The 12,619-nt window shown below is 39.1% G+C and carries 11 protein-coding genes and 1 pseudogene; 2 read left to right on the top strand and 10 right to left on the bottom strand.

The window, feature by feature from the left end; translation table 11 throughout:
- Positions 1-174: 174 nt before the first annotated feature.
- From DW835_RS01835 to DW835_RS01790, 10 genes and pseudogenes are all read right to left on the bottom strand, one after another.
- Positions 175-609 carry an Rrf2 family transcriptional regulator gene (locus DW835_RS01835; protein ID WP_009243644.1) on the bottom strand — a complete coding sequence of 145 codons (435 nt, stop codon included), beginning with the start codon at positions 607-609 and terminating at the stop codon, positions 175-177.
- A 154-nt stretch (positions 610-763) separates the two neighbouring features.
- Entirely contained in the window at positions 764-1,057 is a 294-nt protein-coding gene (locus tag DW835_RS18280; RefSeq protein WP_243029030.1) for a DUF6040 family protein, read from the bottom strand.
- Positions 1,058-1,076: 19 nt separating this feature from the next.
- Positions 1,077-1,607: a flavodoxin family protein gene (locus tag DW835_RS01825; protein WP_182430199.1), complete on the bottom strand. Its 531-nt coding sequence runs from the start codon at positions 1,605-1,607 to the stop codon at positions 1,077-1,079.
- Between the two features lie 94 nt (positions 1,608-1,701).
- Positions 1,702-2,778 (bottom strand): FUSC family protein, encoded by a 1,077-nt coding sequence (locus DW835_RS01820; protein WP_118668642.1) that lies wholly within the window; start codon positions 2,776-2,778, stop codon positions 1,702-1,704.
- Between the two features lie 31 nt (positions 2,779-2,809).
- Positions 2,810-3,853 (bottom strand): HAMP domain-containing sensor histidine kinase, encoded by a 1,044-nt coding sequence (locus tag DW835_RS01815; protein WP_118730573.1) that lies wholly within the window; start codon positions 3,851-3,853, stop codon positions 2,810-2,812.
- Positions 3,853-4,524 carry a response regulator transcription factor gene (locus tag DW835_RS01810; RefSeq protein WP_008115849.1) on the bottom strand — a complete coding sequence of 224 codons (672 nt, stop codon included), beginning with the start codon at positions 4,522-4,524 and terminating at the stop codon, positions 3,853-3,855. The genes DW835_RS01815 and DW835_RS01810 overlap by 1 nt, the downstream gene beginning before the upstream one ends.
- An 18-nt stretch (positions 4,525-4,542) precedes the next feature.
- The gene (locus DW835_RS01805) at positions 4,543-5,976 is read right to left on the bottom strand and encodes a phospholipase D family protein (protein WP_118730572.1); all 1,434 of its coding nucleotides are present in this window, start codon (positions 5,974-5,976) and stop codon (positions 4,543-4,545) included.
- A gap of 197 nt (positions 5,977-6,173) precedes the next feature.
- Entirely contained in the window at positions 6,174-7,733 is a 1,560-nt protein-coding gene (gene cls, locus DW835_RS01800; protein ID WP_014080824.1) for a cardiolipin synthase, read from the bottom strand.
- 57 nt (positions 7,734-7,790) lie between these two features.
- Positions 7,791-7,976 (bottom strand): annotated as a pseudogene (locus DW835_RS01795) (GTP pyrophosphokinase family protein); the annotation flags it as partial.
- Between the two features lie 124 nt (positions 7,977-8,100).
- A complete protein-coding gene (locus DW835_RS01790; RefSeq protein WP_008400146.1) occupies positions 8,101-9,354 on the bottom strand; it encodes an ATP-binding protein in 1,254 nt (417 codons plus the stop codon).
- A gap of 727 nt (positions 9,355-10,081) precedes the next feature.
- Between DW835_RS01790 and DW835_RS18670 the strand changes: the two genes are divergently transcribed.
- Together DW835_RS18670 and aroA are read left to right on the top strand one after the other, a co-directional pair.
- Positions 10,082-10,456 carry a LysR family transcriptional regulator gene (locus DW835_RS18670; protein WP_320443456.1) on the top strand — a complete coding sequence of 125 codons (375 nt, stop codon included), beginning with the start codon at positions 10,082-10,084 and terminating at the stop codon, positions 10,454-10,456.
- A gap of 814 nt (positions 10,457-11,270) precedes the next feature.
- Positions 11,271-12,611 carry a 3-phosphoshikimate 1-carboxyvinyltransferase gene (gene aroA, locus DW835_RS01775; protein WP_118730571.1) on the top strand — a complete coding sequence of 447 codons (1,341 nt, stop codon included), beginning with the start codon at positions 11,271-11,273 and terminating at the stop codon, positions 12,609-12,611.
- The last annotated feature ends 8 nt before the right edge of the window (positions 12,612-12,619 follow it).

Raw genomic sequence — 12,619 nt, 5'->3', positions numbered from 1 at the left:
TTACATCTTGTAGCTATACAATATCATCCGCTTAATGTAATGTCAATAGTTACATCAAACTTTTTGTAACTTTTTTTGTTACAACTCCTTTTGAAGATTTTACATTGATTATGAAAAACGAAAAGGCTCCGGAAATTGTGATGATATAATCACTCATCCGAAGCCTTCTGTAGGCTACTCTTCCTCTGTATACACTGCAATATCTTTTTTCACATCAGCAAGTGTCATTTCTGAAAGTTTTTCTTCCATTGCCTTCTGTACTTCTAACAGTCTCTTATCAAGAACATGGTGAATATTCTTTCCTACCGGACATTTCTGATTGGGATTCTCATGAAAATGAAACAGTTCTTCATCTGGTGCACATTCCACTGCTTTATACACATCAAGGAATGTAATCTGCTCCAATGGTCTGGTAATTGTCACACCGCCTGTCCCTCTTGCAACTTCAATAAGACCAGCAGCCTTTAATTGTTGCAATATTTTACGAACAATCACCGGATTAGTTCCAATGCTTGCTGCCATAAAATCACTAGTCATCTTCTGATCCGAAAATGTATCTATACAGGCAAACATATGGATTGCCATTGTAAATCTGCTTGAAATCTGCATTATAAACACCTCTCTTTGACAGTAATCATATCAAAAAACAGATGTAATTTCAATGGTTACATTGTTGTTGAAAACTTAATATAAATACAATCAATAGTCTGCTTTAGAAAAAACAGGAAGATACTTTACAAAATCTTCCTGTTTTCTTTTTGTTTTAGTAATATCCTCGTTCCTCCCGCCAGTCTTTCACATAACATCGGATTCCGATATAGACCACGTGCACAAGAATTAACAGTAGAATAAGGTTCATCGGAATGATTGATTTTATCCATTTTCCGAAGTAGATTGCAATAGTTGTACTCGTTATCGTCACCATAATACTGATGATATCCCAGCAATATTTCCGGTAGATTTTCCCCACCTGATAACCAATCCAGACTATAAGTCGCCCCTCCTCATCGTTACAAATAGCAACAAAGAAAAAAACAATTTTATGGTCTATCGACATCTCGCCAAATGGAATTTACCTAACGCAGCGATGCCCCGAACGCCCTTAGTTCTTCTCTCTTTTTCTCGCTCTTGTTTTCAGACCCATGTGCTGTAAACACACCCATGTTTTCAAGTCCAAGATAATCCAGAAAGTCTCCTTTGAACGAGAAAAGAGCACCCTCATACATATTAGCATCTCCGGAGCTAAGTATCATGGCAACTTTTTTCAAATTCTTCGGTTCTCTCGGATATGCCGCAGAATAAAATCTGTCGATTACACATTTTAGCTGACCGGATATGCCGTGATAATAAATGGGCGATGCAATAACAAGCATTTCTGCTTCTTTCAAAAGATTATATACTTCCTGCATATCATCCTTCTGAATACACTCACCGTGTCCTTTGCTATGACAGTATTCACATGCCAAACACCCACCTATCTTCTTTTTGCATACATCCACCACATCAACGATATGTCCTGCACTCTCAGCTCCTTTCTTAAATGCATTAACCATATCTTTTGTACTTCCCTGTGGATGTGGACTTCCATTTAATACTAATATCTTCATTTCCATCACCTTATCTTTTTATTCTTCAATCTTAGTAAGAGTACTATTTTACAATCTGTTTCGCCCACTTTTGAATTTCGTTATCAGAAGTAATCTATTTTTCTTCATTAAAGCGTACATTGAGTCCCGCATGAACCGTTTTTTTAGACATAAACCAATAAAATATAACACAAAATGCTAAAGCAAACACAACACCAAAAACATTTTGAATCACTCTAAGACTAACCGCTCCTTGTAGTCCATAAGTCTCTGCAGCAATGGCTAAAGCACCAAATGTGTTAAATACTGCCTGCCAGCCATATTGTGCTGAAAATCCTACACCGATTCCACCAAGAATTCCTATATATGCATAGATTGACGAAGGAAGCAGAAAATATAATACTGTAAAACATATAACACCTGCAATATTTCCGACAATCCTTTTACGGACTCTGTAGTGCATATCTTCCATAAACGGCAAAATCGTGGACATGGCCGCAATACCAGCCCACATTGCACGTGGCATATTACAAAGTTCTGCAATGCAAAGGACAATCGGTACGCATAAAATCTGACATATCTGCCATTTTGTTCTGGAAGAAGTGATATCAAATTCTTGTATCAGATCTTTCAGATTTCTTTTATAGGTTCTGTTTTTATGATTTCGATAAAATACGAAGCAGGTAAGTGCTGCACCTAAAGCCATTCCGACTAATCGCATCTGATAGCTTTTTCCCGTAACATCATAACCATATAGCAGTAGATACCCAAGAACCAATGTAGATTGATTAAACATGAATGGATTATGGCATCCGAACAGAATCAACACAGCCAGTGCCGCAATATTTAACAGCATTCCCAATACCGGTGAAAACTGATTTGCTAAATGCGGACATACAGTCATAATTACAAAGAACAAAGCCAAAAGCATCGTAGATTGTCCGGTGTGGATCCCCAGATCCGCATTTCTAAACACCATGAGACATAATAAGACTACTACACCTACAATGCTGTTCTCCTTTCCAAATAGGATGCTGAAAATACTAACAAAGAAAAAACAAAATGCCATTGTAACAGCTATCTTCACCAGATATACCCACATATGATATAATTTTTCTTTTAGTGTTTCACTCTTTTTCAACAGGTTTTTAGAACCTGCCTGATTTAACTGCAACTCCTGATAAAATGTCATGTAATTCCTCCTCTATCTGTTTTTCTTAAACTTATATGGCCTCATCTTTCTGTATTGGAAGCTCTATAACAAATCTGCATCCACCATATTCACGGTTTTCTGCTTTGATTGTTCCTCCGGCACTATCTACAATCCGTTTTACAAGTGCAAGACCCAGGCCATTTCCTTCTGCTTTATGAGATCCATCTACCTGATAGAACTTGTCAAATATTCTGGATTTTACATCATCCTCTATTCCTGGTCCTTCATCTTCCAGAATGAACTTAACAGAATCCTGTTCTTGTTTCAGAAACATCGTAATTGTCCCCTTTGAAGGACTGAACTTAATCGCATTATCCAAAAGATTTATCCAGATATGCATAAAAAGTCCTTCATTCCCAGTATATTTAACTTCCTCCAATTCTACCTGAAAACCAATTTCTTTTTCTGTCCATTTTGTTTCCAATGAAAGAAATGCCTGGCGGATCTGTTCATCCAGACGATATTCTGTTTTTTTCATTGGTATATTCTGATTCTCTAACTTGGATAACAGCAAAATATTACCAACCAATCCGGAAAGTCTTTGGGTGTTAAATAAGATTTTTTCTACATATTCCTCTTGATCCGGAGACAGTTCTTCTCCCTGAAGCAGCATTGTATATCCTTCAATGGCATTGATCGGGGTCTTAAACTCATGAGAAACATCAGATACAAAATCCATCTGCAGCACCTCTGTTGCACGAAGTTCTTTTGTCATAACGTTAAAACTCTGATAAGATTCTCCAACTTCTGCTATACGGCTGTTCGTTTCCAAATGCTGTTCAAAATCTCCCCGAGAAACTTCCTTCATTGCTTTACTAAGTCTGGTAATTGGTTCCAGTAACTTTGCATTAATAAAGGAAGTGATCAGCCCTGCAATCAATGTATTGAAAATCAAAAGCCAGCCAAGCACAGGTATGCTGCCCGGCAGATGAAAAAAATGATTCAAAAAAGCAAATAATAAAGCAGATATGACTGTTGAAAATACAAGTGCCAGCCAGATTGCACCAGTCAGACAGGATCGGATCCGCAATCCTTTTTCTTTCTTTTGTTCCATTATTTTTTCACCACCTTGTATCCAATTCCACGCATTGTTACGATTTCAAAATCAGGGTTATCTTTAAAACGCTCTCTGATTCTTCCTATATGTACCTCTATCGTATGTGGGTCTGCCTCCGTCTCGTATCCCCATACTTCATCCATCAACTGTTGTTTTGTAAATGTTCTGCCTGGCGAAGCTGCAAGCTTATATAAAAGCAGGAATTCTTTTTTAGGCAAAACAAGACTTTCCTTATCAGTTATAACCGTCATTGCATCATAATCAAACTCTGTTGAACCGATCACAATTTTGTGTTCATTCAGTATCTGTGCACGGCGAAGCAGTGCTCCGACTCTTAAAACCATTTCATTCACATTTACCGGTTTTACCATATAATCGTCACTTCCCGAAAGAAATCCCTGGCGCATATCATCAAAGGAACCTTTCGCAGTGATCATAAGTACCGGTATCTGATATCCTGCTGAACGGAGTTCCGACACCAGTTCATAACCATCCATAACCGGCATCATAATATCGGAAATGATCAGATCAATATACTCTTTATCCAATATTTCTAATGCCAGTGCTCCATCCGATGCACTTTTGACCTGATATCCATTCTTCTCAAGCACTTTTTGGAATAGCTGGCTTAATTCTTTATCATCTTCTACAATTAATATTTGAAACACGATCTTCTTCCTCCTTTATCAGAACAGATATCTTGCCCATCCAAGCAGATGCTGTACCAAAAGTATGTTTCTCTGACGCTTCTTTGTCAATTCAATTGGCTCTACATGATACGGATCACGATAGGTTCCATCTTCCAATACCTGTCGGGACACTCTTTCATATTCCATCATGCCTTCTTCCAACTGTTTATTAATCTCTTTGCTACGTATTACAAGCATCAGTTCCGTATCCAGATACGTGCTTCTCATATCCATGTTAAAGGAACCGATTACGGATAGATCATCATCAATCAGGATGCTTTTTCCGTGGTAAGAATAGCCGCCTTCATACTCCCAGATATCAATTCCTGTATTTAAAATTCTGTTTCTGTTTCTCGCATAATCAGCAGAACCAAACGGATTTCCATTGTTGGCAACCGAATTGGTCATGATAGAAAAATCCGGAACTCTCTCCGCAATCTCTTTCCATGTATTATACATCATATCATTGCAAATAATATATGGTGTATGAATTTTCACGCGCTCTTTTGCATTTTTCATTAGTTCTCCCAGTTGATACCAGACTACTGGTTCCTTGGAACCTGTGTGGATAGGATTTGACACTAATGCAATCTTTTCTGTCTCAAAAGTTTCGTCCGTGTAATCGGTATCGCAGATTCTTTCCTTATTCTCTTCAAAATATTTCTGATAGCCGTTCTGCAGCTCTAAAACTGCGTTCTTTACAGATTTTCTATTTGCCGGTTTTTTATTGTCATGAAAATAACCACTGTCTTCTTGTTCCCATATCGTTTCAAAATACTCTAACAACTGGTTAACTGAATTTTCTTTCTCAGGTTCATCGCAAACCACTAACACGTCTCTGTCATAGTTCTTATGTCCCGGAAAATCACCCAGGAAATAATTGTATGTATTTCTTCCCCCAAGAATATATCTCTTTCCATCTGCAATCAAATATTTATCATGCATTCTACCCATCATTTTCCACGGTTTCAACGGATTGGCCTTATTATATAGTTTAATTTCAACATTCTCATGGGAAGATAATCCATAGAAATACGGATTTCCTTCCATATCAATCCAGCTCTCCATTCCATCTACTAACAGACGAATATGTACACCCCTGTCTGCCGCATCATGCAGTGCTCCTAAAATCAATTTTCCACTTTCATCGGATTGAAATGCAAAAGTAGAAAGAATAATTTCCTTTTTTGCATTCTTGATCAAACGCACTCTTTGTAAAAGCGCTTCTGGATTCTTTTCTATGATTACTGCCCGTTCTGTATTTTCACTGCATTCGTTCCATGACCCATTTTTTGTTTCTTTTTTGGTTGTATTGGACACTTCCGGCTGCTTTTTATATGCAACGCAGATTCCGAGCAATTCATAAAAAGCCACACATAAAAAAATTGCCAGTATAACAAGAAGGATTTTACATATTTTATACTTTTTCATTGTACATCACCTGATTCCTTTTTATTTCATACTTATACAATACAAAGTCAATCTCAATTTAACCTCAACAAGGTTTGTTTTTTCATCAATGCAAAATCTTCTTTGTACAACAGACTGTTAGATATAGCAAAAACGGCCTTTCAAAAACAGTTAACTTCTAAATCAACTGTTTTTTGAAAGGTCGTTTCATCAGATTCTTATAGCAATCCAGCAAATAATCTCATAAATAATTGTCCCAGTCGCAAATATGCACTTCGTCCGGTTTGATATTGGTCTGTCACATCACGACATTCTCCCATCGTTCTTATCAGATCATTTTTTATTTCCACAACTGCCTGACAATCTGCCATAAAACAGCCGTTTTCAAAATGGTGATATAAACTTCGATAATCCAGATTAATTGTTCCACAAGTTGCCATACAGTCATCTGCCACACTCATTTTTGCATGACAGAAACCAGGAGTCCACTCATAAACACGAACACCATGTTTAACCAATCCATGATAAAAAGAACGAGTTATATTATAAATGAATTTTTTATCAGGGATACCAGGTGTGATAATTCTTACGTCTACCCCTCGCTTAGCAGCCAGACATAACGCATGCGTCATTTCATCTGTTATGATTAGATATGGAGTCATAAACCAACAATATTTTTCAGCTTTATTTATCATACTGATATAAACTTCTTCTCCTACTTGCTCATTATCCATAGGGCTGTCTGCATAAGGTTGAACAAACCCAGTTTGCTGTGCCGCATAATCATAGTGGAAAAGGTATTTACTAAAATCAGAATCATTAGCATCCTTATCACTTACTGCATTCCACATTTCCAAAAATGTCACCGTAAGCGACTGAACAGCATCTCCTTCTAAACGAATACCTGTATCTTTCCACTGTCCATACGGGTGTGTGTAATTAAAATATTCGTTTGCTAGATTATATCCACCTGTAAATCCGACTTTTCCATCAATAACTGTTATTTTTCTATGATCACGATTGTTCAAAAACAGATTTAAACCTGGCATAAACGGATTGAATACACGGCAATGAATTCCTATTGCCTCCATCTTTTTCACAAAATCTGTGTTAATAAAGCCTATAGAACCCATATCATCGTAGAATACTCTAACTTCCACACCTGCTTTTACTCGCTCTTCCAGAACATCTTGAATCTTATGCCATGCTTCAGCGTCTTCTATCGCATGATATTCCATAAAGATAAACTTCTGTGCTTTCTCCAAATCCTTAAGCTGTGCCTCTAATCCTTTCACCGCTTCATCAAAATACACAATATCCGTATTCTGATAGATTGGATACTGCGAATTTCTTTGTATGTAACTTGCTATATTTCCTGCTTTCGGAATTGTTTCTTTTATTCTGCTCAAACACTCCTGACTGTCCGGAAGCATTGGTAACAATTTGCTATCAATTTCTGCATATCGCTCACGCATTTTATGTGTGCCACCATTCAAACCAATCAACAAATACAGGCCTACACCCATAATTGGGAAAATTAGAATTAAAATGACCCAAGGCATTTTCATAGAGGATGTCTTATTTGATGCGTACAATCCCAAAACCAAGATCCCACTCAAAATCCTTGTAAATAAATTTATGATTTCTGCATATTCATTCAAGCGTGTTACGATAGTAATAATAAAAATCACTTCCAGAAGAATGCAGATTATGGAAAAACACAGCCGTTTTACCCCATTTTTTGTTTTTGCTTTGCCCTCTAAAGTATCTTGTTTCATATATATTCCACCTTCCTACTTGCTCAGTTTTCTCCCTAAATTTCGTGTAACATACCAAAGTTGATGTTCCAATGTTGCCCAGAAATCCATACCATTGGTTCGAATCTGTAATTCTACACGCATAGGTGTTTTACCCTTAGCAAAAAATACTGGTATTTCAACAATCATATGATAGCTTCGATAACCATTCGATTTTGGATTTTTTATATAATCTTTTATTTCAATAACTTTAATATCATCCTGTTATCCTCCCAAATAGATTGAAATATGTCAATGAGTTTTTTTCTTGAACAATAGTAGAGCACAATTCTTTTATTTTCACTCTTTTTTGAAATAGAACAACACCACAGCAACAACTCAAATCGACTTAAAATTCCAGACTATTCGCATTCAGCAAGAAATACTTCATTCCCATGATGACAAAACCTTCATCATTTCTCCAAGGCTTTTTGCTGCCATTTACAATGACGATCTTCTTGAAAGAGTCCGGGATATTACGCAGAGAATTGAACTCCTGCGTCTGTTTTTCTTCCGAAGTCATGTCATATGCAACCTGGATATAGTATCTCTGGTTTCCTTGATTCACCACAAAGTCAACCTCCAACTGCTTGCGAACACGTTTGCCCTCTTTATCCTTATCGAAGATATCCACGACACCCACATCAACATTGTAGCCACGGATCAACAGCTCGTTATAAACAATGTTCTCCATGATATGAGTAGGCTCCTGCTGTCTGAAATTCAGACGTGCATTTCTCAGTCCCAGATCCGTAAAGTAGTATTTCAGATTTGCACCGATATACTTTCTGCCCTTAATATCGTATCGGCTTGCCTTGGAAATCAAAAAGGCATCTGTCAAATAGTCGATATGCTTGGAGATGGTTTTATTAGCATAAGTCATCTGGCGCTCACTGGCAAAGGTATTGGCAATCTTTGAAGGGTTGGTCGGTGCGCCGATTGCAGATGCAAGCACATCAACCAGAATCCCAATCTCATCCACGTTCTGAATCTTATTTCTTTCAATAACATCCTTCAGATAGACATTTGCAAAGATGTTCTTCAGATAGTCCGCTTTCTGTCGTTCGCTCTGGAAACTTACGATCTGCGGCAATCCTCCGTAGATCATGTAGTCATCCCATGCATCATCATAATCGCCGTCATAGACAGAATAAAACTCTGCAAAGGAGAGAGGGTAGATTCTAATCTCATCACCTCTGCCACGGAATTCGGTCACAATGTCGCTGGACAGGAACTTGGAATTACTTCCGGTGACATACACATCAATATTGCTCATGCGGAGCAGGCTGTTCAGCACTTCCTCAAATTGTGACATAAACTGCACTTCATCAAGAAGCAGATAGTATTTGCCATCGTCTTTCATGGCATCTTTGATGTACTTGAAACACACCTTAGGATCTCTTAGTTCCTCATTTTCAATACCGTCCAATGCAATCTCAATAATATGATCAACATCAACGCCGTTCTCCAGTAAGTATCTCTTAAAGATGGTAAACAGCAAAAAGGATTTGCCACATCTACGAATGCCGGTAATCACCTTTATCATTCCATTATCTTTTCGCAGGGTCAGCTGCTGTAGGTAAGCGTCTCTTTTAATCTCCATCGTTACGTTCCCCCTTTCCGTGCATCTGCACACTTTTTAGTAATGAGATTCTATCACAGAACGACGTGAATTTCAATATACATTCCCATTTTATGTGCATCTACACACTTTTATGTAATGTTGATAAATATATTTTCAGATTTTTTTGATTGCAGTGTCTATAATCGACTACTCCAATCGTTATTATAGGTAAACAACAAAAAGAAGATGGTTTCGATGTTTCATTAAATATGTTCGTTAGTCTTTTACGTTGTATGAATGAAAGGGGGCACATTTTATGAAGAAGATTATGAGTCTTTCTTCTGGACTGCCAGCTGATGAAACTCCTCAGACAAGTATACTCGTATGACGAAGACTGTGAAATACCACATCCAGCAGTCCTTCCCTTATTCTGTAGCTTTATTCATTGTTAATGGCTCGCCTGCTGATATTGCTTTCTGATTGAACGAGGGTTTCCTTTTTTGATTGGGAAAACGCAAATTCAGACAATATATGATGACAAAATCCGCATTCCATCTTTCCATAAAAAATACAGCCCTGCCATAAACAGGACTGTATCATAATACCACTTAAAATTACTACTTATCTTAAGGAGCAGCTCTATGTCTGTATCCCGAAAGAACACAAATTGGCAGAATATTCTCAGCTGAGTCTTTCACAGCTTAACGGTTTTAACTGCCTTCTTCGTGATGAAATCGGTTTCTGGACAAATCTGGTAAAGAGCAAAATGCCAGCATCCCGCTTTCTGATACAGACGGATGAATTTGAGTTTGAAGAATTGGTCAGGACTTCCACATTATTATGTTTTTCCAGCAGTAAAACACCCGGCTCAGAGCAGACTCTGAAAGGACGGAAACGGATTCCCCTAACTGATCCTGAAGTAAATGTTACCTATCACCTGATTAGTTCCGCTATGCTATTTAGACAGATTGAATATTTTCAGGCTATCATTGAAACAGGGAACTTTTATCAGGCTGCTGAAAAATGTAATGTTTCCCAATCAGCTATTTCCCAACAGATAAAAAAGCTGGAACAGGAGCTTGGGGTAAAACTTCTTGACAGACATAACCGGACCTTCTCACTGACACCAGCAGGAGAATAGGTGTAATGGTGTCTTGGCATCCTACGAAGTATATAAATGAAAAACTCTGGGTCACGTTTCCCCTTAAAGGCTGTACGAGTGTAATATTCATCTGCTTGTGTATTTCCTCTAAACAATTCTGTATATCCATACATGGTCATTATGGCTTGGTTGACCTTAGTCTTTGCCAGCCAGACTGTTTTTGTAGATAAGTCACAATTCTTTGCAATCTTTGATATTGATAGTTCCTCTACAAAGCCTCTTAACATTTCTTTCCATGTGTCCTCTGAAAGATGAGTGTATCGAAGACTGTCTCCATAATTTTCAGACCATGAACTATTACAATCTTTACATCGGTATCGTTGCATACCTGTGCTGGTATATCCATTTTTCTTGTAGTTGACTGAACCACACTTGATACAACAATAAACCTTGCTGTTTTCTTTTGACACAGGATGCTTATTTGATTGTAGAGGTGTTGTAGGTTCTGTATTTGATATGTTCCTACTTAGTTGATGATAGAGCTGTTTTTGTTCCTCTGGTGTAAGGTTATCTAAAATATCTTGCAGTTCTTTATTGGTGAGTGCCATGGCATGAACCTCCTTGCATAAACAAAATTCATACCCTTAAATGCACCCTATGAATATAAAAAGGCTTCCCAGATTATCTGGAAAGCCTTATGGTATTGTATTTGAATTTGGACTACTTGATTTTCTAATTGCATACGCAATTCGTGAAATGTATAATTATACTGTTGATACATCAGACACACAAATGTAAATAGGGACTATTGTAATATAAAAATATATTAAATTAAAAGGAGCCACTCAACTACATGGCAGATAAAATTTACCGCGTTCCTACTATATATAATGAAATGAAAAAAACAACTGCTCCTCTGACAGTCCGGGTGCCGGGTTCGAAGAGTATCACGAACCGCAGTCTCCTGCTGGCTATGCTGGCAGATGGCGAATCGACCTTGCGCGGAGTATTGTTCTCCGATGATTCCAGGCATTTTCTGCAGTGTGTACAGGATCTGGGATTCGAAACAACAGTGGATGAAGACAGCTACGTGGTCACTGTCAGGGGCCTGGGCGGAAAAATCCCCTGCTCCGATGCTTCCCTGAATGTAGGCAGTGCTGGGACCGCAGCCCGTTTTCTGACGGCTACCCTGGGTGTCTCTGAAGGAATCTTCCATATGGATGCCTCCGAACAGATGCGCAAACGTCCCATGGCTCCGCTTTTATCCTCTCTGAAAGAGCTTGGCTGTGAGATCACCTGCGAAAGGGAAGACGGACATTTTCCCTTTATTCTGACAGCCCACGGGTTCAGACAGGATCATATTTCCATCGATATCGGACACAGTAGTCAGTTTCTCAGTGCCCTGCTGATCGCTTCCACTTTATCTGCGGAGGATTTCACGATCCGGTTGAAAGGTACCCACGGTATGGCTTATATCGAAATGACACGGAAAATGATGGAGCAGTTCGGTGTCAGGGTGGAACATCCCGCCGCAGATCAGTTCCGTATCTGCACCGGTCAAAAGTATCGTGCACTGGATTATCAGATTGAACCGGACGTCTCCGCCGCCTGCTATTTTTATGCAATGACACCGTTACTGGGTATTCCCGTATGTGTGGAGCATGTGCACTTTGAAAGTCTGCAGGGAGATGTGGAATTCTTACATATTTTAGAGAAAATGGGCTGTACCGCACAGGAGACGGAAAATGGGGTACTCCTGCTGCCTCCCGCAGGGCAGACGGATACCGGAACGCAGGTTCCTGCCTTCCATGGCATCACCGTGGACATGTCTTCCTGCTCCGATCAGGCCATCACTCTGGCAGCTATTGCGCCTTTTGCTGACAGTCCCACTTGTATTACAGGCATCGGTCACATCCGTTTCCAGGAAAGTGACCGTATCCATGCCATCTGCACGGAACTGACCCGCATGGGCATCCACTGCGAAGAGACACAGGACAGCATCACTATCTATCCCGGCATGCCGCACCCCTGCTCCGTAGCGACCTACGATGATCACCGCATGGCCATGGGCTTTGCCCTGACCGGGCTCCGGGCCGAAGGTATCGTGATCGACGATCCCGGATGCTGCCGCAAAACTTTCGAGAACTATTTTGAAGTACTGGATCAGGTGATTGCGAAGATAATCGAAATGTAGGAATAGAA

The organism is Clostridium sp. AM34-9AC (assembly GCF_003480225.1).
GTDB classification, from domain to species: Bacteria; Bacillota; Clostridia; order Lachnospirales; family Lachnospiraceae; genus Acetatifactor; species Acetatifactor acetigignens.
Note: the sequence above shows the minus strand (reverse complement) of the source record. Positions and strands in the feature narration are given on the sequence as shown.